This is a genomic window from Aeromonas sp. MaB10011B, from assembly GCF_017939325.1.
Taxonomy (GTDB): Bacteria; Pseudomonadota; Gammaproteobacteria; order Enterobacterales; family Aeromonadaceae; genus Aeromonas; species Aeromonas caviae.
In genome coordinates, this window is the sequence record NZ_JAGKRK010000019.1 from 1 (window position 1) to 25961 (window position 25961).

A 25961-nucleotide genomic window follows, 5' to 3' on the forward strand; every position below is an offset into this window, starting at 1 on the left:
TAGACGCTGCACCACCATTATTACAAGAGGCATTTAATATTCAGGCGAGAACCTCTGCTGAAATGGCCTTCCATTTCGGGCTGAAATCATTAATATTTGGATTTTCTGCACAGTTAGATGAAAAAAAGCATACACCCATTGAGGATGGTAATAAATGATGCTATCTATGTGTCAACTCTAATTTATAGTTATGGATAGTGTTTTCAAATATATACATGTATCGTCAGTATTTTATCTATTAAATATTAAACCACTTCTGGTTAATATCATGGGTGTCACCGTCCCTCGATAAAATGGCATTGAGTCTCCCACAACTAAGCCACCCATTCGGTTTAAGGTCTTAACGATGATATCTCTTGCATCCATATGGATTTCATCTACAGATTGTGCGAAAAGTTCGTGCAGTGAAAACCGAGCCAAGCTAGAACCTATTTGATACCCTCTGAAATTTTGCATTGTTGCAAATCGCCCCCAATGAGTTTCATCGCATTATTTCCAGGCTGCAACGGCACCAACAATTGTGGAGTTCATAATTGCACACCACCATTGTGGCGATTTTTCAGCTGGAATAGGGATCAATTCGTCAGGGATCCCCTGCTCTCCCTTGAACACGGGAATTTGCAAACGCAGTATGTCGTCCATATCTTCATGCGTTGCTTTCCTCAATACAAGATTCTGCATCGGGTCATCCTTATCGTTGAGCCGTAACAGCAGGTATTTTCATTAGTAGCTCAGCACAAAATGCACATAATTTGTTCAAATCAATAAGCCGCCTAGGAACACAGTATCTATTGGCCACCGCCTTCCGTTGGCGGCATCGCTTCTTGCGCTATGGCCGACTCAGGTATGCTTCTTTTCGATAAAACGCCTCTTTCATTTATACCTTTTAATTACATCATCACCAATTGACTTACCGCTCTAATTTTCCCATTCAACCGGTAGATTTTTTCTGATGCATTTTTATGCAAACAAGTAATTTTTTGCTTCTCTTGAGGTAGTTTTTCAAGTATCTCGCGGTAGGCTTGTAACTCATAACGAGTCAACAGAAGCTCTTCTTCCAGAGACCTCAACTCACTTGCTAGATCATAATTATCGCCTTTGATTGATGCTTGTAAACTGCCCAGAAGATCATCTGAAAAAATATAATGCCGATTATTTTTTGGCCCATTAGCTTTCACTGCATCCTGTTTTTTCAAGCTATATACATGGCGGTCAACCAAGCCTGATGCCTGATACACAGCCAAGTCATTGACCTCCATAGCCAATCGTATCAGCTCTTTCCTGCTTATTTTTAGACCAGTCATTTTGAGTAAAACTTGATAAAACTTGTTACTGATTTTGTAAACATTTTTATTCTGCATAAAATTTCCACAACCACAACACTTAGGATTGCTAAGTATACAGAGACAGGTGAAACTTAGACAATCTATACATATGAGAACTTTGTGATGAACAAACATTGTACAAAAACCCATTCCCAGAGAGACTCAAGCAGGCGCGTAAAAAAGCAGGTATATCCCAAAAGGAGCTTGGGGTAAGGGCCGGTATGGATGATAGTTCTGCTAGTGGTCGCATGAATCACTATGAGAGAGGTCGCCACGTTCCAGACATTGATACAATGCGAAAACTTGCCAATGTACTGGGAAAGCCGCTGAGTTATTTTTTTTGCGAAGATGATCTTAGTGCGGAATTGGTTTGTCTATTTGAGCAACTTGATGAGGATGAAAAGTTAGATCTTCTCTTTAAGCTACGTGAAAATAAACGGTGATACCGCTAAGTAAGATACCTGCTCATGTTGCGGATTGACCACCAGAAGTTTGCAACGCATTGATAGTGGTTTGTAGCTAGGAGAGGAGGTTAACTTTCATGGTTGTGCTCATGCCTTCACCACCGGGATCCCTTTGATACTGGTGGTATAGCGGGGGCTGAGTTGTTCGCGTTTCATCATCCATTCGCTGGTATCTCGGCCTCGGGATGCAAAGTAGACCTTTCCCAACCGCCCCTGGTTAATCCTATCGATCACCTGCATGAGTGCATCGCTACGGGGATCCTGCTGTTCGCTGCCGAATAGACCCCCTTGCTGCATGCCTTTCGGGGAGAAGTCCGCCAGCATGACGCCGCCCTTCATATAGCGAACATCATCCAACCAGATCCTGCTCAGCAGCGGCTCGATCTGGGCTAGCAACTCACGGGTGTCGGCTGTGGGTATCGGCAACAGCATGGAGATCTGGTTGGCATAATGTGTTTCCCGCTCCGCAAACGGGCTCGAACGAATGAATACTGTGACATGGCGGCAGCACATGCCCTCTGTCCTGAGTTTCTCAGCTGCCCGCTCCATGTAGCCAGCGAGAGCCTCCCGCATGGGGCCGAAGGCGGTGATGCGCTCCCCAAAGGATCGGCTGCAAATTATCTGTTGCTTGGCCTGTGCCAGTTGCTCCAGCTCGGCGCAGGGGATCCCGCACAGCTCCTGCACCGTGCGCTCGACAACGACCCCGTAACGGTGCCGAAGACTCTTAGCATCAGCCGCTACCAGATCAGCCACGGTGTTGATGCCCTGAGCTGACAGCTTGGTGGTGAGTTTGCGACCAATTCCCCAGACCTCGTCTACCGGGGTGATCGCCATCAGTTTGGCGCGGCGTGTTTCATCGCGCAGATCGACCACCCCTCCGGTGGCGGGCCATTTTTTTGCGGCATAGTTGGCGAGTTTGGCTAGGGTTTTAGTGGGGCCGATACCAACACCGACCGTCAGCCCTGTCCACTGCTGTACCCGCTCCCGGATCTGGCGTCCATATGCCACTAGGTCACCCGCCCAACTCTCACTCAGCTCAGCAAAAGCTTCGTCTGTTTACCGGGACGGGTGCGAACAGCTTTGCGAGAAGGTCACTCAGCAACTCGGTGCGTGGTTCTCTCTTTTGAGCTGGTAAGGCTCATGTGGTGAGGGTTCTGGTGAGGACAACCAAAAAGTGTAAGAATAAACAGGTATGAACACGCATTTTCATACCTTTTCTTACATATCTTTAAAAAGTGTCATTTTAAGGTGAGCAACCAGAAGTGTAAGAAAAGGTGTTATGCATTGAAATATATAGTAAAAAATTCATTGCCACTCACTCAGTCACTCACTCAGCAGCGATTTTTTACATGTATTACCGTTCTGATCCCCTGCGGCAGGCCCTGATTCATCAGGGCCTTTTTTTACCTGTTTCTGACGCATTCACCTCACCCGACGACCATGTTGCTGCCACTTTCCCGCGCTTTACGTCCTCTTCGTCCAGGCTTGTGGCTATCATCGAGACGATTTCTCCCTTCGGGAACCTGCATGAACTACTTGAGTCGTCTGCTGTGCCTCGCCCTGCTGATGTTCGGCAGCCACCTTGCTGCGGAGCCGCTGCGGGTGGGAGTCAGCTTTGCCATTCCTCCCTATGTCATCAGCCACGAAGACAGGGGCATCGAACTCGATCTCATGCGAGAGGCCTTCGCAGGCAGCCCCCATGAGCTGCAGGTCGTCTATCTTCCCCTGGAGCGCACCTTCAGGATGCTGGAGGAAGGTAAGCTGGACGCCATCATCAACGTCAAACCCGGCATGCTGGAAAGTGCCTACCTCTCACAGCCGGTGATCACCTTCCACAACCGGGTCTTTACCCTGGCGCCGACGGCAGTCCACACCATGAAGGATTTGCAGACCCTGCGAGTCAGTGCCTTCCAGCGTGCACGGCAGATCCTGGGAACGACCTTCTCCGACATCGTCGACCAGAATCCCCGTTATGAAGAGGTGGCGAGGCAGGAGGGACAGGTACAGCGGCTCCTGCTCGGGCGCACCGATGCCGTGATCCTGGAACAACGGGTGTTCTACTACTATCTGGCGCAGTTGCTCGGGGATGACCAGGAGGGCGACCGCTATCCCAAGGACAAGGTCAGACAGCACGACCTCTTCCCCCCGACTCACTACCACTTCGCCTTTCGCGAGGCGGGCCACCGGCAATGGTTCGACAGACAGCTCTCCAAGATGAAGGCGGACGGGCGCTATGAGCGAATTTTTGCCGCCTATGGCACCACCTCTACTGCCGGAGACAAAAAAGCCAGCCCATGATGGACTGGCTTGATACCGGCTCCGGGGAGCCGCAGTGGATGGAGCGTTACTTCATCGCGCTGCCGTTTTTCAGCTCTGCTTTCTGCCGTTTGGCTTCGCGTTTCTCTTTCAGTGACATCTGCGGTTTTTTCTTGGCATCTTTGCCGTGATGCTGTTCTTTGTTGCTCATCATCAGACTCCAAAAAGGTTACCTGGACAGTTGGAACGGGTGTTCCAGCATGTCAGCCGAATCGTGGATTTCAGTACGCCAACAGTGACGATCGGGGATCGCACTGGCCTCAGCATACTCCCAATCTTCCGCCGGGATCCAGCCTATCGGCAGCGCCTGTCAGCCAGGCGTTCCCGTAGCGTGCTCCCCCAGGAAATGACGACCTGGCGACACTTTTGGCATCCGGGGACGGATGGTCAGCCTGTCTCCGATGGATGTGTGTTAGGGTGGGCATTCAACGATCGCAGGAGCGCGTCATGAAGAAGCTGGAAATGAAGGATCTGACCGAGGCCGAGAAAGCCGAGATTGCCCTGCTGGTGCAAAAGGCCCAGGCCAATGCCGATCACACCCTGACCAACGGGGAGCGCAACAAGATCCGCGAGGCAGGACGCCAGAAGATCGCCGCCGATCGCGCCCAGGCCGCCAAGGCTGCTTCCGCACTGGCGCGGGAAAAAGCCAAGGAGCGAGCCAGCGCCCAAGTGCTGCCCGACACCTTCAGCTGGTCCGATTCCGTCAGCAACAAATACCGTGGCAGACGGTAACGGCAGCATGAATGCTCGCAGATGACGCTGCTGCAAAAAAGGGGGCTGGCAGAGCGTCATGTCATGCCCCTGAAAAGGGCAGCAGGAGGCGCCTGGCAGCTGATGCACACCCGGATAAAACGCCTATCCAGCCATCACTGACTGAAACGAATACCAAGATAAAGATTGCCATGACAGGGTGTGCGTGTTCTAATCGTTTTCGATGGTTCGGTAGTTCAGACCTGATTATGTTAGGCAGTCATCTTAAAGCAGTGATTTGTGCAGGCAGTTATCCCCGATAATTCTTGCCAGATAATTCTCCTTCTTTAGTGCTCCCCATACGTATTTCTGACGAAAAATCATGGATTGCCACCCTAATGGCGTTTCACTAATCACTATTCAAGGAAATTATCATGTCCAACAAAATGACTGGTACCGTAAAGTTCTTCAACGCCGAGAAAGGCTTCGGTTTCATCTCCCCGGCTGACGGCAGCAAAGACGTGTTCGTTCACTTCTCCGCCATCCAGTCCAACGGTTTCAAAACCCTGGAAGAAGGTCAGCGCGTTGAGTTCACCATCGAGCAAGGCCAGAAAGGCCCGGCTGCTGCCAACGTTACTGGCCTGTAATTCACGCCCGAGCCGCCTTCCGTTTATCGGCAGCGCCTCAGCAAGAATTGAAAAAACCCGCTTCGGCGGGTTTTTTGTTGCCCGTTTCCGGGTGGCCGACCTGTTGCCCTGCTTCCCTCTCGCCACGGGCAGCAAAAAGGGCACCCTGGTGGTGCCCCATTTCCTGGTCAGGTTCCTTACAGGGGCAGGCTGATCCGCGCCTCCAGCCCCCCCTCCTCGCGATTGTGAAGGCTGAGCTCACCGCCGTGCTGGTGCACCAGGGTACGGGCGATGGCGAGCCCCAACCCCACGCTGCCCGACTCGGTATTGCGGGCTTCATCCAGGCGCACGAAGGGCTTGAACACCTCCTCCAGCTGGCTCTCCGCAATCCCCGGCCCCTGATCGCGAACCAGGATCAGCAACTCGCCGTCACCGCGCACCAGCGAAACCTCGGCACCCCCTGCGTACTTGATGGCGTTGCCGATGAGGTTTTGCAGTACCCGGCGCAGGGTATTGGCCCGGCAGGCGTAAACCTGCTTGCCCTCGGCCAGGCAGGTGACGGGCTGGCCCATGTCGGCATAGTCGTCACACAGGCTCTCCAGCAGGCTGACCAGATCCAGCTCCCGGGTCGCCTCCTGCTGCCCCTCCTCCCGGGCAAAGCTCAGGGTCGCCGCCAGCATCTGCTCCATCTGCTGCAGGGTCTGCTGGAAACGCTCCTTGTCCTCCCCGTCCGCCAGAAACTCGCTGCGCAGCCGCAGGCTGGTGATGGGGGTGCGCAGGTCGTGGGAGATGGCGGCCAGCATCCGGGTTCTGTCCTGCACGAAGCGATCGAGCCGGGTGTGCATCCGGTTGAAGGCCTGGATGGACTCGCGGATCTCGGTGGGCCCCTCCTCCCGCAGGGGTTCGATGTCCTCACCACGCCCCAGCCTGTCGGCGTTGGCGGCCAGTTGCTTGAGGGGACGGGTTGCCCGGCGGAACAGCCAGATCATCAGGCCGATCACCAGGCTCGCCACCAGCAGCAGGTTGAGGGTGGTCTGCCAGGACCAGCTCGCCGTCTCCTTGTCCACCAGGGAGCTGAACTGGAGCCAGCCGCCGTTGGGCAGTTCGATGGAGCCGTAGAGCCGCATGTCCTGGGGCGGCGGCATGCCGTTGCGATCCTTCATCATGCGGTTGTGGTGTTGCCAGGCCCGGCTGCGCTGGATGTCCTGCTTCAGCTCGGCGCTGATCTCCACCGCCAGGGAGGATGGATAGCCGAGCTTGGCCCGCACCAGCTTCTCGAAGCGGGGGCTGCGGTTGTCCGGCTGCAACGGCTCGTCGGCCAGACGCAGCAGCAGGGTCTCGCTGCGGCTTGCCTTGAGGATCTCGTGATAGAGGGAAGGAGGAGAGAGGGAGAGCAGGCGCACCACGGAGATGATCCGCTGCATGGCGTTGCGGCTGTTGACGTAACCGAGGGCCTCCTCCCTGTCCGAACGGTAGATCTGGATACTGAGCAGCTGGATCAGCACCAGCCCCGCCAGGGCCACCAGCACTATCTGGCCGGTCAACCCCTTGGGCAGCAGCCTGGCGAAGACGCGCTTGATCATGTCGGCCTCACTCCTGGGTCACGTCGGCGGCGAACAGGTAACCGCCACCCCAGATGGTCTTGATGAGCTCGGGATTCTTGGGATCCCGCTCCAGCTTGCGCCGCAGTCGGCTCACCAGGGTATCGATGGCGCGATCGAAGGCCACCGCCTCCCGGCCACGGGCCAGATCCAGCAACTGATCCCGGCTCAGCACCCGCTGGGGCCGCTCCAGAAACACCTTGAGCAGATCGAACTCGGCGGTGGAGAGGCTCATCCCCACCCCCTCCTCGTCCACCAGCTCACGGCGATTGACGTCGAGCAGCCAGCGATCGAAGCGCAGATCCCGGGTCAAGGTCTCCGGCACGGGCAGGCTCTCCACCTGGGTGCGGCGCATCACCGCCTTGATGCGGGCCAGCAGCTCCCGCGGGTTGAACGGCTTGGAGAGGTAGTCGTCCGCCCCCATCTCCAGGCCGATGATGCGGTCCGTCTCCTCCCCCATGGCGGTCAGCATGATGATCGGCAGACGGGATTTGACCCTGAGCTCGCGGCACAGGGTGAGGCCATCCTCCCCCGGCATCATCAGATCCAGCACCAGCAGGTCGAACTCCCGCTCATCCAGCAGCCGCTTCATCTCCTTGCCATCGCGGGCGCAACTGACGCGCATGCCATGCTGCTCCAGAAAGCGCTTGAGCAGATCGCGGATCTCGCTGTGGTCATCGACCACCAGAATATGAGGGCTGCCTTGGTTCATCATCATTTCTCCGTTATCGGGCTGGGGCGATTATACGAAAATCAACCGGGCGGGTTGTGTCAAAGTGTGCCAGCACGCCCCTGTGCCACACTCTGCTACAAAATAGGCTTCTACTGGCAAATTTCAGACACTTCCACGGTGTTTACTGGATACCAAGGCGAAAGAGCCTCTACCCGTACACATCCGACAGGAGTTACCCATGAAAAAGCTGACCAAGACCCTGCTGACCAAGACCCTGCTGACCGCCACCCTGATCCTCGGCCTGCCGCTGGGCGCCTATGCCGCCAGCGAGGCGGTCTCCACCGCGCAACCGACCCAGGCCACGGCGACCGGTTGCCCCATGGACGGTACCGGCATGATGGGCGGCAAGCATCATGGCGGCCGCCACGACAAGATGGCCCGCATGAAGAACATGACCCCGGAACAGATCCAGGCCCATCTGCAACAGCGCTACGACAAGATTGAAGATCCGGCCAAGAAGGCGGAGTTCGTGAAGAACCTTGGTCTGCGTGCCGACGGCATGATCAAGCACGCCGAGGTGATGAAGCAGTTCGCAGAAGCAAACCAGTAAATCGAAGTAATGAAGCCGTTTGCCGAAGCAGACCAGTAAGTCGAGATGATCAAGCAGTTCGCAGAAGCAAAGCAGTAAGTCGACGTAATGAAGCGGTTTGCCGAAGCAGACCCGTGATCCGACGGGGCACTGCCCCGACACCGGCGAAAACGACAGGGTGGCGAAAGCCACCCTTTTTTGTCTTAACCCCCCAGTTTTTTCACCTTTTCCTGCCTGCCCGCGTCATGTTATGTGAGCGATAACAAACGTTTCACTTTCGAAATAAATCATAATGGTCCCTCACACAACAGACGCGGGCACGATCCCGGGCACAGTGGACAGGAGTCGTTATGGGATGGAATCTGGGCACAATCAAGGGGCGCTATACCGCCGTTTTTCTGGGCTTCATGGCGCTGGTGTGCGCCCTGACGGTGATCGGCATCCAGATCTGGATCACCCCCGCCCTGCAAAAAGCGGGGGAGGAGAACGTGGCGCTGCGAGTCGGCGAGATAGCGACCGATATCCGTGACCAGCTCAACGGGGTGCAGACCCAGTCGCGCAGCATCACCCAACTGGTGGCACAACTGCCGAGCGAGCAGATAGATGCCCAGCTCCCGGCCCTCATCGACCAGTACGGCAACGGCATGGTCTTCGGTGGCGGCATCTGGCCCCTGCCGGACAAGCGGGAGGCGGGGCGCGCCAAGTTCAGCACCTTCTTCCACAGGGATGCGTCCAACGCCCTCATTCCCAATACCTACTGGAACTCGGCAGAGGCGCCCAACTATTTCGATCAGCCCTGGCACAAGGCTGGCCAGCACGCGCCCCGTGGCGTCTGTGCCTGGGCCGCCGCCTACAAGGATGGCGCGAGCCAGCAGCCGAGAACCAACTGCGCCATGGGGATCTACCAGGATGGCGCCCTCTACGGGGTGTCGACCATAGACGTCACCCTGGGCTTCTTCAACGACCTGGTGGCCAAGAAAGAGCAGGAGATCGGCGGTCAGGTGATGATCATCGAGGCTGACGGCAAGATCCTGAGCCGCAACGCCCGTCTGACCGGGGATGTGGTGCTCGGCAACCTCTCCGCCCACGCCGACTATCCCTTCGCCCTCGCCATCAGCGGCTTGCTGGGCCAGGATGCGAGCAAGGGGCAGCTGCGAACCACCTTCCAGGATCAGGGTGAAGAACAGACCCTGCTGATGGAGGCCATCGAAGGGACCCCCTGGCTGCTGGCCACCGCCCTGCCGACCCGCACCCTGACCCAGGACAGCCGGGATGTGCTCGCCACCCTGGCGAGCATCCAGCTCCCCCTGGCGGGGCTGCTGTTCGTGCTCATGGTGCTGGCCATCAGCCAGCTTGGCAGCCGCCTGCAGACTCTCAAACTCAACATCGACGCCCTCAGCGCCGGCGACGCCGATCTGACCGCCCGCATCCAGGTCAAGGGGCATGACGAGCTGGACAACATCGCCCTGTCGGTCAACCGCTTCATCGCCTTCCTGCAACAAATGATGGTGCAGGTGACCGCCGCTACCGACCTCATCACCCGCGAGCTGGCCCAGCTCGATCAGCAGACCGGGCAGGCCAGGCGGATCCTGGGAGAACACGCCAGCGAAACCGATCAGGTCGTCACCGCCCTCAACGAACTCAGCTCCACCGCCGACAGCGTTGCCCGCCACGCCAACGACTCCGCCAGCTTCACCGAGGCCGCCAACGGTCAGGCGGCCAGCTCCCGCAAGGTGGTGGGATCGGCCTCCGCCAGCGTGGTGGCCCTCATCGACGAGGTGGATCTCGCCGCCGCCAAGGTGCTGGAGATGCAGGAAGATGCCCAGCAGATCGGCAGCGTGCTCGGGGTGATCGGCGGCATCGCCGCCCAGACCAACCTGCTGGCGCTCAACGCCGCCATCGAGGCGGCCCGGGCCGGTGAACAGGGCCGGGGCTTCGCGGTGGTGGCCGACGAGGTGCGTGCCCTCGCGGCACGCACCCAGAACAGCACCGCCGAAGTGGGCAGCATGTTGTCACGGCTCACCCAGGGGGTCGCCGAGGCCGTGGTCGCCATGGAGCAGACCAAGCGCAGTTGCCAGGCGGCGGCCGACACCACGGGGCAGGTCACCGGCGGCCTCGACACCATGGCCGACGCCGTGGTGCAGATCCACGATCTCAGCAGCCAGATCGCCACCGCTGCCGAGGAGCAGAGCCGGGTGACCGAGGAGATCAACCGCAACATGGTGAGCATTCGCGACATGCTGAACCTCCTGGTGGAGAACGGCGGCAACACGGAGCAGAGCGCCGCCACCCTGCTGGGGTCCAACCGCCAGTTGCTGGCCCTGGTGCACCGCTTCAAGGTGTGAGCCTGAATACCAGGCAGCAAAAAGGGGCCCGCGGGCCCCTTTTTCATTCACTTTGCCAGGACTCAGGCCTTGTTGGCCAGGTTCAGGGTCTTCACGGTCTCGCCTTCGAACTTGATGACCACGTTCTTCTGGGCCACTTCGGAGTCTTTCAGCAGGGACTTGGTGGTCTCGGCCAGCAGCGGGGAGGCCTTGTTCAGAGCGTCCAGGTCATAGGTCCACACTTCCAGACCGGCGTCGGTCTTGGTGCTGGCCGGGGCGCCCAGCTTGTCCTTGATGGCCTGCTTGTTGGAGCCGCCTTCCTTGATGTCCAGAGCCTTCTTGATCGCTTCGTTGGAAGCGGTGTCCATGGCGTTGCCAGCCATCTCTTTGGCGGTGCTGGTGACGCTGCTGGTCACGGTGTCGGTCAGGGAATCCATCAGGCCGGCGTGGGCAACCAGAGGCAGGGCGGTCAGGGCAATCAGCAAGGACTTTTTCATGAAGATACATCTCGCAAGAATGAAAAGAGCGCGCATGAAACCAGCGGGATGAATTGGAGTCAAGAAAATCCCTTGGTCAAGCCGTATTCGGGGGGGAAAAGCCCCGTAGCGGCTCCGACCAGTGCCCTTGTCAGCCGCTGAGCTGGTCCTTGCCCGCCAGCTTGGCCCGGTAGAGCGCCCTGTCGACCCGTGCCATCAGGTGGGACACCTGCTCGTCGGGGTCGGACTCCACCAGCCCGAAACTCAAGGTCACGGGCTCGATCCCCTTGACCCTGGCATGGCTCAGGCGCTGCCTCAGCTTTTCGGCCACCACCCGGGCATCGGGCAACCGGGTATTGGGAAGCACCAGCATGAACTCGTCCCCCCCCCAGCGGGCCAGCAGATCGATCTCGCGGATGCAGCCCCGGGTCAGCTGCACGATATCGATCAGGGTCTGGTCCCCCACCCCGTGGCCATGACGATCGTTGATCTGCTTGAAGTCGTCCACATCCATGGCGATCACGGCAAAGGGCTCCTTGAAGCGCTTGGCGCGCTCATGCTCCAGCCGCACCGCCTGCTCCAGCCGATAGCGGCTGGCCGCGCCGGTCAGGGAGTCCGTCTCCGCCAGGCGGCGGTTTTCCTCCACCTGGAACTGCAATGCCTGGTTGAGCCGCTCCAGTTCGGCGGTACGCTGTGCCACCTGCTGCTCCAGGGTGCGGTTTTGCAGCTCCAGCCTGGCGTAGAGTTCCCGCTGGGCGTGGATGTTGCGGTGTGCCCCCACCATCCTGGCGACACTGCCGTCCGGGTTGCGTGCGACGATGCGGCCGCAATCCGCCACCCAGAGGTAGTCACCGTTACGGCAACGGCAGCGGTATTCGGCCCGGTAGTCCGCCGCCCGCCCACTCAGGCAGGCATCGAAGCTCTCCATGACCTGCGCCAGATCGTCCGGGTGGATCAGGTTCTCCCAGGTAAAGACAGTGTTGTCGAGGGAGTGGGGCTCATACCCCAACATCTGATACCAGCCGGGATAGCGATGGACATAGCCGGTGTTGGCATTCCAGTCCCAGAGACCGTCGCTCACGACCTCCAGCATGCCGCTCATCACGGCCTCGTCGAGGGCCGGTTGCCTTGTCATCTCATTGTCATGCAGCATGAAAACCTTCCTTGTTCTGCTACTCGGCGCCACGGTTCCGCTTGTTGACCTGGTGGGAAAACCGGGCCTGCCGGTCGAGCCTTCAAGGGGGCGACTGGCCTCGACACCCCGTCATGACGGGTTATCGGCCAGGTTGCCCTCTTGTTGAACAACAGTAGCAGCCCGCACACTTTCGAGTCTTGCGCGCCGTCACGCTCCCTTCCGTTCTTCTGCCGGCCAGATTGCACCACGGCGGTGCACACCTTTGGCGCAGCCCTGCCCATATTGGGCAAGCCTCGCTGACCAGGGTTGCGATTAATAAGTAAGTGCATGAATAAAAAGAAAAATACTTTTCTGGCGCAATATTTGCCTTTATCTGGGTGAACCACAAGGATTGGGGATATTGCATGAAATTAATCACCGCCATCATCAAGCCGTTCAAACTCGACGACGTGCGCGAAGCCATCGCCAGCCTCGGCGTCGAGGGGCTGACGGTTTCCGAGGTCAAGGGGTTTGGCCGCCAGAAGGGGCACACCGAGCTGTACCGGGGTGCCGAATACCAGGTGGATTTCCTGCCCAAGGTAAAGCTGGAGATCGCCACCCTGGCCGACAACGTCGAGCAGATCATCGAAGCCATCAGCAAGGCTGCCCACACCGGCAAGATAGGTGACGGCAAGATCTTCGTTTATGACCTGCAGGCCGCCGTGCGCATCCGCACCGGCGAGACCGACGCAGACGCCCTTTGATACGACTGGAACTGAGGAATACGACATGGAAGAGTTGATCACATCCGTCAGTGAGCTGCGCTATGCACTCGACACCTTCTACCTGCTGATCTCCGGCGTGCTGGTCATGTGGATGGCCGCCGGGTTCGCCATGCTCGAAGCCGGCCTGGTCCGCGCCAAGAACACCACCGAGATCCTGACCAAGAACATCCTGCTCTATGCCATCGCCTGCATCATGTTCCTGCTGGTCGGCTACAACATCATGTACGTGGACAACAGCGCCGGCGGCTGGCTGCCGAGCTTTGGCAGCCTGATGGGCAGCCAGGCGGACGACGCGGGCCACTCCCTGCACTCCGACTTCTTCTTCCAGGTGGTGTTCGTCGCCACCGCCACCTCCATCATCTCAGGTGCGGTGGCAGAGCGGATGAAGCTCTGGTCCTTCCTGCTGTTCTGCGTGGTGATGACCGGCTTCATCTACCCCGTGGAAGGCTACTGGAGCTGGGGCGGCGGCTTCCTGAAAGAGGCGGGCTTCTCCGACTTCGCAGGCTCCGGCATCGTCCACATGGCGGGCGCTGCCGCTGCCCTGGCCGCCGTGCTGCTGCTCGGCCCCCGTCGCGGCAAATATGGCAAGCAAGGGGAGATCTACCCCATCCCCGGCTCCAACCTGCCGCTCGCGACCCTGGGCACCCTGATCCTCTGGATGGGCTGGTTCGGCTTCAACGGTGGCTCCCAACTGGCGCTCTCCAGCGCCGCTGACGCCACCGCCATCGGCACCGTGTTCGTCAACACCAACGCCGCCGCGGCCGCCGGTGTGGTCGGCGCCCTGCTGGTCAGCAAGCTCACCTGGGGCAAGGCGGATCTCACCATGATCCTCAACGGCGCCCTCGGCGGTCTGGTCGCCATCACCGCCGATCCGGCCTCCCCCAGCCCGCTGTTCGCCAGCCTGATCGGCGCCCTGGCCGGTGCCCTGGTGGTCTACGCCATCGTCGCCTTCGATCGCCTGAAGATCGATGATCCGGTCGGTGCCATCTCGGTACACGGCGTCTGCGGCCTGTTCGGCCTGATGGTGGTGCCCTTCTCCAACACGAGCGCCACCTTCGGTGCCCAGTTGCTGGGTGCTGCCACCATCTTCGGCTGGGTCTTTGTCGTCTCCCTCGTGGTCTGGAGCCTGCTCAAGGCCACCATGGGCCTGCGGGTCAGCGAAGAGGAAGAGATGATGGGTGTGGATGTCCACGAGTGCGGCATCGATGCCTACCCCGAGTTCGTCAGCGTCAAATCCAGCATCTGACACGGCCATCGGATGTGGGGCCCGGGGGACACCCCGGGCCCCGTTTTTTTGGCGGCTCGGCGCCCCTGAAGGCAGGAGGACGGTTCGAGTGATGCCACTCTGCCATGCAACCGGTGAACCCTCTGCTTTGCCCCTCCCCTTTGCAAGGGGAGGGTCGGGATGTGCCGTGCCGATTGATGGATGGAGCCATGACCCCCTCCCCGCCTCCCCCTTGGCAGGGGGAGGAGCAAGCAAGCGCCCCTGGCTGGACGAATCAAATAATCGAGGTGGCAACTACGTAGGTTCGATTAGCGAAGCGTAATCGGACGGCGTATTTGCTTGCGGGAGAAGGGTCGGGGATAAGGAGCAGGAAAAAGAGAGTTCGCGGTAAACGTTGGGCTTCGCTCAACCACAACCGACACAGTGGTAGGTTGGCGCTGAGCCTGCGAAGCCCAATATACAAAACAGAATTAAAAGAACTTTAATTACGCCTTGTGATTTTGCCAAGGTCTATTTTATGTTTAATTTCCTCCCCCTTAACAGGGGGAGGTACGTTAAACAATCAATCTACAATATCATTTAATATGGATAAGTTCAGATAACATACCTATATATACAGGATACCTTTTGTATTGCATGGTATTATTTGACCACCTGAGTGATGATTGCCCACCAAGCAGACGATGACCAACCCAACGAGTGTCAATAATATTCCTACCTCCTCGTTGATTTAATAAAAGCAGACTCCCCATAAATTTCACCCAGACATCATGACTATCAAGAAGCTCCTTTCCATATAAATGCATAGAGCGGCCACTATCAAAGACAAAAAAATCCATATTCCATTGACTCATAAAGTCATTAATTACACCAAATATGTCACTCGTAAACTTACTTATACCCAAATCTACCATAGGTATGTAACGTGATATATCATGATCAAAATACACTTTTGAATTTATAGCAAGCTCTTCTGATGGCCTCATGCATTTAATTTTATTATCTAACCAATCCGTGTTGACTTCAGACAAAACAACTCTGAATTCCTTGTGCGGATCAGACAAGGATGAGGGTATATATGTATATGTCTTCATTGATAGAAGAGTTAAATCAGATGAGAAGTGCTGACAATAGTTTCTAAGATGCTCTATGTATATAGATGCGGGATGTCGATTAACGTTTATTTTATTAACTGCCACGTTTAGCCCACCTTTATCCCGTTCAAAAGTTGATAGGTCTCCAAAGAGAATGAGTCTGTCATCCCTGCTATATAATCAGTAATCAAATGGCATCTTAAATTAAATTCAACCTTATCGCACACACCTTCATGCAAGGAGCGAACATATGCACGAACATGTTTATCAGATAAGAGGTTAAAAAGGCGAGTGCAAATAGCCATTTTTTTGCCGGCTTTTTTTTCCACAATTTTGATAAAATCATCCCGACTTAATTCAAGTAAAGGAGAAAATTTATCAAGCAGTCCATATATTATAGCGTACCCACCTAACTCCATTCTTTCTGCCTCAGCAGAGGTAAATATATACTTTCTGGTAAAGTCTTTTAGAATTTCCTGTAAATCATACACCAATGTGTGCTCTCTAATTAGAGCATCTACATTCCCATTCAAGTAATCATCAAATTTAACAAAGAAATCAAAAGCTACTAGCTTCACACTCAAGTTAGTTAATGTTGTTTTGAATAGTAGAAACTTATATTCAAGTTCTTCAGTACAGTCATTAAAGTTTTCATTATATTTGCTGATTATGTATTCGGCATCCTCTATATGAGACCTCAACTTTGGCAATTCAGAATAGACAGCCCCTACATCACGATCTCGTTCACAGAAATCATATATGGATTTCTTAATGTATTTGAAGAATAGTTCGTAAGAGACGATCCCCTTTTCAAATCCATCTTCAATATCACTAATACAGTAGGATATGTCATCTGCAGCTTCCATGAGGTATGCCAATATATGCCTACCAGATATCCCCAGATCAGTCTTTATTGCGCTAACAACTTTCTCTTCCGTTGAGAAATACCCCATTTTTTTATGATGTAACTTGTTACTTCCAACTGTATCATTAGAGGCTACATATTTTATGCATGCTGCCAGTTGAGATGTCGTCAAGTTTAAACCAAATGCATCAGTCCCCTGAAGCTTTGATATAATTCTCAGCCCTTGTGGGTTGCCATCAAAATGAATAAAATCATTATAGTTATAATCACTTTCAGATAAATTTACTTTCTTTTTACCCTCCAGTATTGCCTTGTTCTCTCCAAACCATGTTGAAATAGCGGACTCTCCAAAATGACCAAAGGGAGGATTACCAACATCATGTATTAAACATGCTGTTTCAACAGTTTTTCTTATCGCAACATCCTCATCTAATATAAATTTTAGATGTGGATTTATAGCCTTTCCCTTGCTGAGTTCCTCACTTATCAACTCGACTATTTTTTGTACTAAGAATACACCTATATGAGCGACTTCCATTGAATGTGTGAGTCGGCTCCTTACAGCTGCATTATTTTCCAAAGAAAATACTTGAGCTTTCATCTGCAGTCGTCTAAATGATGCAGAGTAAATATATCTAGCATGATCACTTAATGAAATAGAGGGAAAGTCATCATATTTTTTCTCAGATGGTCTAAGCCTCATTTTTGATAATACTTTCATATTAAAATCTCCATGTTATTTATCAATAATAACTATTTAATCCAACCTCTGTGCCAATCCCGAATACCGCTCGGTCTTTTTCCGCACGGCCTGTGCCAGCAGGGCGCGATCGCCATAGAGATCGAGGCGGGCCTTGGCGCGGGTGATGCCGGTGTAGACCAGCTCGCGGGTCAGGAGCGGGCTGGGGCTGTCGGGCAGCACCAGCACTGTATGAGCAAACTCCGAGCCCTGGGATTTGTGGATGGTCATGGCGTAGACGGTCTCGTGGGGGGGCAACCGGCTGGGCAGCAGGGCCCGCAGGGTGCCGTCCGGCTGCTCGAACCATACCTTGAGGCGGCCGGTGTCATCGGGCAGGCAGAGCCCCATGTCGCCGTTGTAGAGGCCCACCCCATGGTCGTTGCGCACCACCATCACCGGGCGGCCCGCATACCAGTCGCCGTCACGCTGGATCAGCCCCGCCTTGGCGAGGGCCAGTTCGAGCCGCTCGTTGAGCCCCGTCACCCCGAAGGGGCCGTCCCGCAGGGCGCAGAGGATCTGGAAACCGTTGAACGCCTTGAACACCGCCGCCGGATCCTCGCCGGCCCGGGCCGCCTTGAGGTAGCTGCCATAACCGGCCACCCCCTCTGCGATCAAGGCGTTGTAAGCCTCCCCCGCCCAGGGGTGCAGGCGGATGTCGCCAAATCCTGCGCCCCAGACCGCCTCCACTGCCGCCCCGTCGCCGCTGTTGCAGGCCCGCGCCAACTGGCCGATGCCCGAATGCTGGTCAAAGCGCCAGCTCTTGGAGAGCAAACAGAGGCTGTCGCGCACGCTGGCCCCCGCTGGCGTGCCTTGCAGGCGATAGCCGGTCTGGCGGGAGAGCCAGTGTGCCTGCGCGGGGCTGATGCCCTGTTCGATAAAGCTGCAGATATCCCCGAGCACGGCCCCCGCCTCCACCGAGGCGAGCTGATCCTTGTCGCCGAGCAGGATGAGGCGGGCGTGGCGGGGCAGCGCATCCAGCAGGCGCGCCATCATGGGCAGGTCCACCATGGAGGCCTCGTCCACCACCAGCAGGTCGAGGTGCAGCGGGTTGCCTCTGTGGTGGCGGAACTGGCTGCGCCCGGGGATCACTCCGAGCAGCCGGTGCAGGGTGCCCGCCTCCGTGGGGATGGCCTCCACCCACTCGGGGGGCAAGTCCAGCGCCTGCAGGGCAGCGCCGATACTCTCGGTCAGACGCGCCGCCGCCTTGCCGGTGGGGGCCACCAGCCGGATAGCCGGGGCCTTGCCCCCTTGCAGGCCGGTCTCCACCAGGATGGCGAGGAGCTTGGCCACCGTGGTGGTCTTGCCGGTGCCGGGGCCGCCGGAGATGACCGCAAAGGGGCGCGCCGCCGCCGTGGCCGCCGCCAGCTTCTGGCCGTTGCAGCAGAGCGCCTCGGGCACCAGGGTATCCAGCCGCTCCAGCTCGCTGGCTGCCTGGGCGCTCTTTAGCAGGGTCTCCACGGCGGGCCACTCCACCTCATGGGGGAAGACCAGATCCAGGTACTTCTCCACAAAGTGGCGGACGGAGAAATCCGGCGCGAGGCGGGCCTTGAGCAGGGCCCCGAACACCAGGCCGTAGTCGCGGGCAAAGAGGCGTGACAGGGCCGGGGCAATCTCCGGCCATTCGGCCCGTTCACTCAAGGCGCTAAGGTGGCGGGCCACCCCCAGCTCAAAGTCGTGGTAGCGGGTAAGGTAGAGGCGATCCCCCCAGAGCCGCAGGGGCCAGCGGGGGGTCTCTCCCTCCTCCTGTTCGCTCCCCACCAGGGGGCTGGCCGCAAAGAGGGCGGGCCAGCTCGCGGGATCCGCGAGATCCGCCAGCAGATCCCGGCTCTGATCCGGATCCAGCCCGAAGGGGCGCGAGGATCCCTGCCCGTCACCGCCCTGAGCGAGCATCGCCAGCGGCAGGCAGACATGGCCGCGCCCCAGCTCATGGCAGGCGAGCGCGGCCCCCAGCACCAGCTCGGGGCTGCCGCCCAGGTCGGCCACCAGCCTGGCAAATTGCAGGTCAAGCTGGCGGATGCGCCCCGCCAGCGCCAAGGCTTTCAGCCGCTCTATCATGGTTTCGCCCTTCATCTCGCCCCTCATGCCTCCGCCTCGTTCGATTTTTCTAAACGATGATCGTCAGACGTCACACCTTTACTAAACAACTCGTCCAGCCCCAGCACCAGTTCACGGCTCGGACGGGTATGGAATACCCCCCCTTGCGGCATGCCGCGCAGGAAGAGATAGAAGACCCCGCCAAAATGCCGGTCGAAATCGTAGCCCGGCAGCCGCAAGGCGAGCAGCCGGTGCAGGGCCAGCGAATAGAGCTGGTATTGCAGATCGTAGCGATGCTCGCGCATGGCCCGCTCCAGGGCCGGGCGGCCGTAATCGGCGGGGCTCATGCCAAGGTGGTTCGATTTGTAGTCGAGCAGATACCAGCGCCCCTGCCACTCGAACACCAGGTCGATAAAGCCCTTGAGCATCCCCTGCACGGTGGCAAAACCGAGCGGCTTGCCGCCCCGCGACAGGGGGTCGTGCTGCTGGCAGAGTGCGGTGAGCGCCGGTGCCGTCACCCGCCCCATGGGCAGGAAGAACTCCAGCTCCACCTGTTTGCGCTCGGGGGCCAGATCCCGCAGCCGCACCGGATCCCCAAGGCCGGTCTCAAGGGGAGTATCCAGCACCGCCTCCACCTGCTGTTGCAGCACGGGGGCCCAGCCTTCGTCGAACCCCTCCTGGGTCAGCAGGGCGGCGATGTGCTGTGCCAGTGACTCGCCCTTCGCGTGCTCGAAGTCGATGGTCTCGAACAGGCTGTGGAGCAGGGTGCCGGGACGCGCCCCCTTGGGGAAGGTGAAGATGGAAGGGGCGGGCGCCTCCTCTTCCTGCACGGTGACGGCTGCCTCGGTGGCCACCTCGTCGTCGAAGCCGGGGTTGGCCAGCACCCCCTTGCCGTGGCCGTTGCCCTGGGCCGCGAGCCCGGAGTAGGAGCTGATCCACCAGTCCCGCTCAAGCTGCCCCTGGAACGCGCGCACGGTGGGCTCCCCCGGCTTCTCCGCCTCGGCGGGCAGCGGGGCCGGGCGGGTGAGCGAGGGCTCACCGACGGCCACCCCCGGCAGGGCCTGGGCCAGGTCGGTGAGGGCGGTCGCCAGTGTCCCGGCGTCCCCCTCCTCCCCCTTTTGCAGCAGGTAGCCGATGGCGGTGCGGTGCAGGTCGGTCTTCTCCGACTTGCCCGCCCCGGAGCGCACCGGCGCCAGCCCGAGCCAGGTGGCGTAGACCCCCCGGGTCAGGGCCACGTAGAGCAGGCGCAAGTCTTCGGCGAGGCGCTCCTTGTCGGCCTCGGCCAGGGACTCTTCGGCGCCGGTGAGATCGAGCACGGTACGATTGCCCGCCTCCCCCGTTTCGTGGAACAGGGGGGTGTCAGCGGCGCGGTGGCTGCAAATGAACGGCAGGAAGACCAGCGGGTACTCCAACCCCTTGGATTTGTGGATGGTGACGATCTGCACCAGCTTGCGCTCGGATTCCAGGCGAAGTATCTGCTCCCCGTCCTGGCCGTTGGGCTGGCTCACCGCCTCCCCGAGCCAGCGCAGCAGGGCGTACTCCCCGTCCAGCTCGCCGCTCGCCTGTTGCAGCAGCTCGCCGAGATGGAGGAAGTTGGTCAGCCGCCGCTCCCCGTAGGGGCTCGCCAGCAGGGAGGCGGCGAGGTTGCGCCCGTGCATCAGGGCCCGCAGCATGGCCAGCACCCCGTGGCGATGCCAGACCGCGCGGTATCCCATGAACTCCTGCACCGCGTTCTCCCAGGCCCGCTCGTCCGAGGCCAGCGCGTCCAGGGCCCTGGCATCGAGATCGAACAGGCCGGTGGCGAGCGCCGCCCTAAGGCTTCGCTCATCGCTCGGGTTCTGGCAGGCGTGCAGGATCAGCAGGATCTCCCGCGCCTCCACCTGGGCCAGCACGCTCTCGCGGTTCGACAGATAGACGGAGGCGATGGCAAGGCGCGCCAGCTCCTGTTGCACCAGCTTGCCCTCGGCGCCGGTGCGCACCAGCACGGCGATATCCCCGGCCCTGACCGGCTCGCTGCCGAGCATCGCCTTGCCCTCCCGGGCCAGCGTGAGCAGGCGATGGATCTCCGCCGCCGTGGCGCGGGCCATCCTGCTCTGGTACTCCCCCTTGTTGAAGGTGGGCTGACCGGTGAGCTGCCAGCAGTGCAGCACGGGGGCGCTCTGCCCCTCGATCAGCAGTGCCCGGCTCTTGCCCTGCGCCTCCACCGGCAGGAAGGGAATGTCCGCCTCGTAGATGAAGGGATCCTTCGCCCGCTCGAACAGGCCGTTGACCGCCGCCACCAGGGCGCGGCTTGAGCGCCAGTTGCGCCCCAGGGTGTAGTGGGCGCTCACATTTCGCCGCGCCTGGATGTAGGTGAAGATGTCCGCGCCACGAAAGCCGTAGATGGCCTGCTTGGGGTCGCCGATCATCAGGAGCGCCGTGTCCTGGTGACCGCCGTAAAGGCGATGGAAGATGCGGTACTGCTGGGGGTCGGTATCCTGGAATTCATCGATCATGGCGACCCGGTAGGTGGTGCGGATGCGCTCGCACAGCCGCTCCCCCAGGCCCGAGCCGAGCGCCCCGTCGAGATCCCGCAGCAGATCGTCGAAGGAGAGCTGATGGGCCTGGCGCTTGCTCTCCTGCATTCGGCTGCGCACCACCCTGGCCGCCCGCTGCAAGACGAGATCCCGGATGCCGGGTCGGCTCGCCAGCAGGGCGTCTATCTCGCCAAAGAGCGGCAGGGTGGGCACCGCTCCCCCCTTCTTGAGGTTCTCCTCCAGCGCCTGCTGGCCGAAGCGCTCCAGCTCCTTGGGCAGGACGTAGCCGCTGGTCTCGTCCTGCGCCCAGTCGCCAATCTTGGCAAGCCAGCCCTCATAGTTCTTGCCGGTGTAACGGCTGATCTGCCCCTCGGTCTGGCGGCGGATCTCGTCCGTCTGCGCCAGCCACCCGGCTTTCACCGCCCCGATGCGGGCCATGGCGACGCTGTGCCGCGCCGCCAGGGTCTCGTCCCCCGCCACCGGGCGGATCTCCAGCTCGTCGTTGTCGAGCCAGCTCCCCATCTCCCGCAGCAGGGCGGCGGGGCTCGGCCAGAGCCTTCGCACCGCCCGGGCCAGGGGCTGGTCCACCGGATAGAACTCGGCGCGCCAGTAGTCACTCACCGCCTGCAGCCGGAGCCGGCTGTCGTCGGTCAAAAATTCGGTTTCAAAGAGGGCGCCCGACTCGAAGGCGTTCTGCCTGAGCATCCGCTGGCAGAAGCCGTGGATGGTGAAGACCGCCGCCTCGTCCATCTGCCGCTCGGCGGCCAGCAGGCGACGGGCCGCCAGGTCGTGATCCTCCACCTCCACCAGCAGTTGGGCCAGCAGGGTATCCGTGCTGTGACCGCGCATAAAGGCGAGACGCGCCTCGTGGATGCGGGCGCGGATCCGCCCCCTCAGTTCGGCGGTGGCCGCCTCGGTAAAGGTCACCACCAGGATCTCGGTCACCGACAGGGGCCGCTCGTGGGCACAGGGCTGACCGGCGTCTCCCCCCTCCTCGCCTGCTTCTTCGATAACCGGGCCGTGGCCCAGCAAGAGGCGCAGATAGAGGCCCGCGATGGTATAGGTCTTGCCGGTCCCGGCGGAGGCCTCGATCAGCCGCTCGCCATAGAGGGGAAAGCGCAGGGGATTGAGCGGGTTAGCCATTATTGCAACTCCTCCAGCGCCTGATGGAGCGGGGTCAGGTGTTCACGGGCCAGCCCCTGCAACTGGGCCAGCACCTCGTCATCGAGTTCCGGGAAGCAGCGGGCGACATAGACGTCCTGCCCCTCTCCCGTCACCATGTAGCCGCCGTTGAAGCGGGCAAGCGCCGCCTTGTCGGCCTCCTCCGGCTTTGCCGGATCCTTCTCGATCGCCTTGAGCCACTCCCAGGCGGTGCTCGGGAAGAAGGGCAGCGGCCGCTTCATCCCCTGGGTCCAGAGGGCCACCAGGGCCGCCAACCTGGGCCGCGCCTCGTCCGCCGCAAGCCTTGGCAGCCGCAGACTCTGTTTGGCATCGAATAGCAGGGTGTCGCCGGGGGCGCTGCTCAATGAGAGGCAAAGGTGCTGGATCCAGGCCAGCAGCAGATCCTTGCCGTTGAAGCCGCCGGGTTTGACCACCAACGCTCGTCCCTTCTGGGTGTCTATCCAGCCCTGAAGCTGCCCCTGGGCCAGGGCGATGTCGATCTCCACCGCCTGTTTGTCCCCCGTCCAGGGACGCAGCCGCGCCGCCAGCTTGCCCATCTCGCCGTCGATCTCCTCCAGCAGCAGGCTGCCGAACCACCCTTGCGGCAACAGGCCGGAGAGTTGCAGCCGGTGGCGACGGGCCTCGCTCTCCCCTTCGGTCAGATGGGCATCCAGCAGCAGCGCCTTGAGCTGATAGTGCTGCAGGCCGTCCAGCTCGAAGGGCTCGCTGTCTTCGATGGTCGCCTCCTCCAGCTCGAACCACACCTTGAGGCGGCGGTTGAGGAAGTACCTGGCGGGCTGGCGATAGAAGCGCAGCAGCTCCGCCAGCTCCAGCCCCTGCTCCCTGCCCCACTCCGCGGGCAGGGGCAGATCGCCGCTCTGGAAGTTGGCGGCCCCCCGCTCCGGGCTCAGGGCCGGCAGCCAGTCGGCAGCATAGGTGAAGAGACCGGAGCCGGGTTCGGGGTAAAAGTAGGCCGGGCTGTAGGGGGTGAGGGGGTGCGCCACGATCAGGTGTTCGAGCAGCCGCCGGCCCGAGGTGTCGTCGTCGAGATCTTCATCCCCCGCCAGCACGAAGCCCTGGCGCACGTAGTCGATGAGCTCCGCCAGCAGCACGGAGGGTACCTTCTCGCTGTTGTCCTGGGCGCTGAACCCCTGATAGCTGATGTAGAGCCCCTGCTGGGCACTGAGGAGCGCCTCGAGGAAGAGGTAGCGGTCGTCATCCCGGCGGGATCGGTCCCCGCGCCGCGAGGCCACCGCCATCAGATCGAAGCCCATGGGGGGCAGGGTGCGCGGGTAGACGCCGTCGTTCATGCCGAGCAGGCAGACCTGGCGGAAGGGAATGGAGCGCATCGGCATCAAGGTGCAGAAGTTGACCTGACCGGCGAGGAAGCGCTGGCTGGAGCGGGACTCCCCCAGCACGCTGCCGAGGTAGTCCTGCAAGAGGTCTGCACTGATGGCCTGCTCGAAGCGGGCCTCGCCGAGCTGGGCCTGCCAGTCGGTGAGCTGGCTGCGGATGAGCTGGAGCTGGCGCTCTTCATCCTCGTCGGCGAGATAGAAGCGCTCCAGTAGCGCCAGCAGGCAGGCGTGCCATTCGGCCAGCGGCTGCGCCTGTTGCAGCCGGGGCAGAAATTCCGCCAGGGAGTCGACGAACCAGGCGAGCTTGCCGAGGATCAGCCCCTGCTGCCCCTCGATGTCCGCATAGGGCAGGATCCCCGCCACCGGCTCCCCGTCCCCCATGGCAAAGCCCAGCAGCATGCGCCGCAGGCCGAACAGCCAACTGTTGCCGGACAGACGCGGCAGCGCGAAGCGCTCGGGATAGTCGTCATCCAGCCCCCAGCGGATGCCGGTCTCCTGCACCCAGCGCCGCAGCACGTTGAACTCGTCGTCGTCCAGCTCGAAGCGGCGCAGCACGGCGGGCACCTCCAGGATGGCGAGCAGCTCCCCCGCCCCGAAGCGGGCGTTCGGCAGCCTGAGCAGGGCGAGGAAACTTTGCAGCAGCGGGCTCTCCTGGCTCGCCGCCCGATCGGAGATCGCAAAGGGGATCTGGCCGCGGGCCCCGCCCCGCCCCTTGCCGCCCTCCTTGCCAAAGACGGCCTGGATGTAGGGACCGTAGCTGTTGACGTCCGGCATCATCACCACCACGTCTTTGGGGGTGAGGGTGGGATCCTGCTCGAACAGGGCCAGCAGCCGGTCGTGCAGCACCTCGAGCTCCCGCATGGGGCCGTGGCAGGCGTGGATCTGCAAAGTGCCGTCATCCAGGCTGACAGGGCTCTTGTGGTGGCTGGCATCGAGATTGAACTCGCCAGCCCCCCGTTCCGCCAGCTCCAGCACGTCTTTCTGGATGGCCCGCAGCAAGGTGACTCTGCCCTCATCGTCGCGATCCTCGATGTCGACGAAGGCCTCGATCTGCGGCACCTCCAGCTCCATCAGCTGGTGCAGGTAGTCGCGCCCCAGCTTGCCCATGGAGGCGAGCAAGGGGTTGGCGGGACCCTGCAGGGTCTCGAGATCCGTGCCGGGCTTGAGCTTGTTTTCGAGGCGCGCCAGGGTCTTGCGATCGAGCAAGTCCCCCCAGTAGTAACGGCAGGGGTTGGTCACAAACAGGTGTACCTCCACCTCGGGGCGGCTGCCGAGGGCCAGCAGGGCTTCCACATAGCGGGGCGGCAGGGCCGAGATGCCGAACACGAAGACCCGTTGCGGCAGCCTGCCCGGCAGATCCCGGGTGCGCTCCAGCTCGTGGATGAAGGCCTCGTAGAGGTTGGCGCGGTGGTAGCCGCTGGGGCTGAGGGCCAGGGTGCGGGCCACCAGCTCGCGCCAGAGCTCGGGCTGCCAATCCTGACCGCTCACCCCGGCCAGCTCCTGGCTCAATCCTTCCCCCTCTTCCCAGCGGGCGATCCAGTCCGGCCGGTAGACCAGATACTGGTCGAACAGATCCGCCACCTTCTGGCAGAGCTGCCAGAGCCGCACCTGCTCCGGCACCGCCCCGTCACTGCCCCCCAGATAGGCCGCGAGGGGCGCAAAGGCGGGTCTGCCGAGCAGAGTGGGCAGAATGGTCATCAGGTGCCAGCTCATGGCCCCCTTGTTGTAGGGGCTCTGGCGGGGCACGTCCGCCAGCACCCGGGTGAACATCTCCCAGATGAAACTCGCGGGCAGGGGAAAGTCGATGTTGGCGGCGATGCCGAACGCCTTGGCCAGCTCCAGCTTGAGCCACTGGGCCATGCCGGGACTCTGCACCAGGATCTGCTCCCGATCGAAGGGGTGGGAGAGCGGAGCCTGCCGGATGCGGCTCACCAGCAGCTCCTTGAGCAGATCCAGCTGATTGGAGTGGTAGAGGGTAAACATGGACGA

At 59.9% G+C, this 25961-nt stretch carries 21 protein-coding genes and 1 pseudogene; 8 read left to right on the plus strand and 14 right to left on the minus strand.

Going from position 1 to position 25961, the window contains the following annotated elements; all coding sequences use genetic code 11:
- Positions 1-489 precede the first annotated feature (489 nt).
- Positions 490-681, minus strand: a complete 192-nt coding sequence (locus J9893_RS07450) for a hypothetical protein (protein ID WP_017780887.1) — start codon at positions 679-681, stop codon at positions 490-492.
- A 209-nt stretch (positions 682-890) separates the two neighbouring features.
- Positions 891-1361 (minus strand): hypothetical protein, encoded by a 471-nt coding sequence (locus tag J9893_RS07455; protein WP_017780886.1) that lies wholly within the window; start codon positions 1359-1361, stop codon positions 891-893.
- A gap of 98 nt (positions 1362-1459) precedes the next feature.
- On the opposite strand from J9893_RS07455, the gene J9893_RS07460 reads away from it, so the two are divergent.
- On the plus strand, positions 1460-1768 hold the full coding sequence (locus J9893_RS07460) for a helix-turn-helix transcriptional regulator (protein ID WP_047440196.1): 309 nt from the start codon (positions 1460-1462) through the stop codon (positions 1766-1768).
- Between the two features lie 108 nt (positions 1769-1876).
- Here J9893_RS07460 and J9893_RS07465 read toward each other — a convergent pair whose 3' ends face one another.
- Both J9893_RS07465 and J9893_RS21925 read right to left on the minus strand, forming a co-directional pair.
- The gene (locus J9893_RS07465; protein ID WP_113725460.1) at positions 1877-2623 is read right to left on the minus strand and encodes a DUF4113 domain-containing protein; all 747 of its coding nucleotides are present in this window, start codon (positions 2621-2623) and stop codon (positions 1877-1879) included.
- 84 nt (positions 2624-2707) lie between these two features.
- Positions 2708-2830 (minus strand): annotated as a pseudogene (locus J9893_RS21925) (hypothetical protein); the annotation flags it as partial.
- Between the two features lie 486 nt (positions 2831-3316).
- On the opposite strand from J9893_RS21925, the gene J9893_RS07470 reads away from it, so the two are divergent.
- Positions 3317-4087 (plus strand): transporter substrate-binding domain-containing protein, encoded by a 771-nt coding sequence (locus J9893_RS07470; RefSeq protein WP_104452169.1) that lies wholly within the window; start codon positions 3317-3319, stop codon positions 4085-4087.
- Between the two features lie 46 nt (positions 4088-4133).
- Here J9893_RS07470 and J9893_RS21930 read toward each other — a convergent pair whose 3' ends face one another.
- Positions 4134-4256: a hypothetical protein gene (locus tag J9893_RS21930; protein WP_010675895.1), complete on the minus strand. Its 123-nt coding sequence runs from the start codon at positions 4254-4256 to the stop codon at positions 4134-4136.
- Positions 4257-4552: 296 nt separating this feature from the next.
- On the opposite strand from J9893_RS21930, the gene yjbD reads away from it, so the two are divergent.
- Positions 4553-4837, plus strand: coding sequence for a DUF3811 domain-containing protein (gene yjbD / locus J9893_RS07475; RefSeq protein ID WP_039040119.1), 285 nt, complete (start codon positions 4553-4555; stop codon positions 4835-4837).
- 392 nt (positions 4838-5229) lie between these two features.
- Positions 5230-5442 (plus strand): cold-shock protein, encoded by a 213-nt coding sequence (locus tag J9893_RS07480; RefSeq protein WP_042078672.1) that lies wholly within the window; start codon positions 5230-5232, stop codon positions 5440-5442.
- Between the two features lie 176 nt (positions 5443-5618).
- On the opposite strand, the gene J9893_RS07485 is transcribed toward J9893_RS07480, so the two are convergent.
- Both J9893_RS07485 and J9893_RS07490 read right to left on the minus strand, forming a co-directional pair.
- Positions 5619-7004 (minus strand): ATP-binding protein, encoded by a 1386-nt coding sequence (locus J9893_RS07485; protein WP_041214050.1) that lies wholly within the window; start codon positions 7002-7004, stop codon positions 5619-5621.
- A 7-nt stretch (positions 7005-7011) separates the two neighbouring features.
- Complete coding sequence (locus J9893_RS07490; protein WP_069651538.1) at positions 7012-7734, minus strand: response regulator; 723 nt, start codon at positions 7732-7734, stop codon at positions 7012-7014.
- Between the two features lie 199 nt (positions 7735-7933).
- On the opposite strand from J9893_RS07490, the gene J9893_RS07495 reads away from it, so the two are divergent.
- Both J9893_RS07495 and J9893_RS21935 read left to right on the plus strand, forming a co-directional pair.
- On the plus strand, positions 7934-8305 hold the full coding sequence (locus J9893_RS07495; RefSeq protein WP_143236974.1) for a hypothetical protein: 372 nt from the start codon (positions 7934-7936) through the stop codon (positions 8303-8305).
- Positions 8306-8634: 329 nt separating this feature from the next.
- Entirely contained in the window at positions 8635-10629 is a 1995-nt protein-coding gene (locus tag J9893_RS21935; RefSeq protein WP_143236973.1) for a methyl-accepting chemotaxis protein, read from the plus strand.
- Between the two features lie 62 nt (positions 10630-10691).
- Here the strand turns inward: J9893_RS21935 and J9893_RS07505 are convergent, their stop codons facing one another.
- The gene (locus tag J9893_RS07505; protein WP_010675902.1) at positions 10692-11105 is read right to left on the minus strand and encodes a hypothetical protein; all 414 of its coding nucleotides are present in this window, start codon (positions 11103-11105) and stop codon (positions 10692-10694) included.
- Positions 11106-11235: 130 nt separating this feature from the next.
- Positions 11236-12237 (minus strand): sensor domain-containing diguanylate cyclase, encoded by a 1002-nt coding sequence (locus J9893_RS07510; RefSeq protein WP_048209682.1) that lies wholly within the window; start codon positions 12235-12237, stop codon positions 11236-11238.
- Between the two features lie 386 nt (positions 12238-12623).
- Here J9893_RS07510 and glnK point away from each other — a divergent pair, with 386 nt between their 5' ends.
- Positions 12624-12962 carry a P-II family nitrogen regulator gene (gene glnK / locus J9893_RS07515; RefSeq protein WP_039040122.1) on the plus strand — a complete coding sequence of 113 codons (339 nt, stop codon included), beginning with the start codon at positions 12624-12626 and terminating at the stop codon, positions 12960-12962.
- 25 nt (positions 12963-12987) lie between these two features.
- Positions 12988-14229 carry an ammonium transporter gene (locus J9893_RS07520; RefSeq protein ID WP_042864817.1) on the plus strand — a complete coding sequence of 414 codons (1242 nt, stop codon included), beginning with the start codon at positions 12988-12990 and terminating at the stop codon, positions 14227-14229.
- A gap of 554 nt (positions 14230-14783) precedes the next feature.
- Here the strand turns inward: J9893_RS07520 and J9893_RS07525 are convergent.
- From J9893_RS07525 to recC, 5 genes are all read right to left on the minus strand, one after another.
- Positions 14784-15239 (minus strand): hypothetical protein, encoded by a 456-nt coding sequence (locus tag J9893_RS07525; protein ID WP_134997310.1) that lies wholly within the window; start codon positions 15237-15239, stop codon positions 14784-14786.
- 170 nt (positions 15240-15409) lie between these two features.
- A complete protein-coding gene (dgt, locus tag J9893_RS07530) occupies positions 15410-16888 on the minus strand; it encodes a dGTPase (protein ID WP_134997311.1) in 1479 nt (492 codons plus the stop codon).
- A 36-nt stretch (positions 16889-16924) separates the two neighbouring features.
- Complete coding sequence (recD, locus tag J9893_RS07535; RefSeq protein WP_143236972.1) at positions 16925-18976, minus strand: exodeoxyribonuclease V subunit alpha; 2052 nt, start codon at positions 18974-18976, stop codon at positions 16925-16927.
- 8 nt (positions 18977-18984) lie between these two features.
- Positions 18985-22599, minus strand: a complete 3615-nt coding sequence (gene recB / locus J9893_RS07540; RefSeq protein WP_143236971.1) for an exodeoxyribonuclease V subunit beta — start codon at positions 22597-22599, stop codon at positions 18985-18987.
- Positions 22599-25955, minus strand: a complete 3357-nt coding sequence (recC, locus tag J9893_RS07545) for an exodeoxyribonuclease V subunit gamma (protein WP_143236970.1) — start codon at positions 25953-25955, stop codon at positions 22599-22601. The genes recB and recC overlap by 1 nt, the downstream gene beginning before the upstream one ends.
- Positions 25956-25961 lie beyond the last annotated feature (6 nt).

Excerpts from the sequence above, each read along its gene's own strand:
- J9893_RS07450 (WP_017780887.1), bottom strand. The coding sequence starts at position 681 with ATGCAGAATCTTGTATTGAGGAAAGCAACGCATGAAGATATGGACGAC.
- J9893_RS07455 (WP_017780886.1), bottom strand. The coding sequence starts at position 1,361 with ATGCAGAATAAAAATGTTTACAAAATCAGTAACAAGTTTTATCAAGTT.
- J9893_RS07465 (WP_113725460.1), bottom strand. The coding sequence starts at position 2,623 with ATGGCGATCACCCCGGTAGACGAGGTCTGGGGAATTGGTCGCAAACTC.
- J9893_RS07470 (WP_104452169.1), top strand. The coding sequence starts at position 3,317 with ATGAACTACTTGAGTCGTCTGCTGTGCCTCGCCCTGCTGATGTTCGGC.
- J9893_RS21930 (WP_010675895.1), bottom strand. The coding sequence starts at position 4,256 with ATGAGCAACAAAGAACAGCATCACGGCAAAGATGCCAAGAAAAAACCG.
- yjbD (WP_039040119.1), top strand. The coding sequence starts at position 4,553 with ATGAAGAAGCTGGAAATGAAGGATCTGACCGAGGCCGAGAAAGCCGAG.
- J9893_RS07480 (WP_042078672.1), top strand. The coding sequence starts at position 5,230 with ATGTCCAACAAAATGACTGGTACCGTAAAGTTCTTCAACGCCGAGAAA.
- J9893_RS07485 (WP_041214050.1), bottom strand. The coding sequence starts at position 7,004 with ATGATCAAGCGCGTCTTCGCCAGGCTGCTGCCCAAGGGGTTGACCGGC.
- J9893_RS07490 (WP_069651538.1), bottom strand. The coding sequence starts at position 7,734 with ATGAACCAAGGCAGCCCTCATATTCTGGTGGTCGATGACCACAGCGAG.
- J9893_RS07495 (WP_143236974.1), top strand. The coding sequence starts at position 7,934 with ATGAAAAAGCTGACCAAGACCCTGCTGACCAAGACCCTGCTGACCGCC.
- J9893_RS21935 (WP_143236973.1), top strand. The coding sequence starts at position 8,635 with ATGGGATGGAATCTGGGCACAATCAAGGGGCGCTATACCGCCGTTTTT.
- J9893_RS07505 (WP_010675902.1), bottom strand. The coding sequence starts at position 11,105 with ATGAAAAAGTCCTTGCTGATTGCCCTGACCGCCCTGCCTCTGGTTGCC.
- J9893_RS07510 (WP_048209682.1), bottom strand. The coding sequence starts at position 12,237 with ATGCTGCATGACAATGAGATGACAAGGCAACCGGCCCTCGACGAGGCC.
- glnK (WP_039040122.1), top strand. The coding sequence starts at position 12,624 with ATGAAATTAATCACCGCCATCATCAAGCCGTTCAAACTCGACGACGTG.
- J9893_RS07520 (WP_042864817.1), top strand. The coding sequence starts at position 12,988 with ATGGAAGAGTTGATCACATCCGTCAGTGAGCTGCGCTATGCACTCGAC.
- dgt (WP_134997311.1), bottom strand. The coding sequence starts at position 16,888 with ATGAAAGTATTATCAAAAATGAGGCTTAGACCATCTGAGAAAAAATAT.
- recD (WP_143236972.1), bottom strand. The coding sequence starts at position 18,976 with ATGAAGGGCGAAACCATGATAGAGCGGCTGAAAGCCTTGGCGCTGGCG.
- recB (WP_143236971.1), bottom strand. The coding sequence starts at position 22,599 with ATGGCTAACCCGCTCAATCCCCTGCGCTTTCCCCTCTATGGCGAGCGG.
- recC (WP_143236970.1), bottom strand. The coding sequence starts at position 25,955 with ATGTTTACCCTCTACCACTCCAATCAGCTGGATCTGCTCAAGGAGCTG.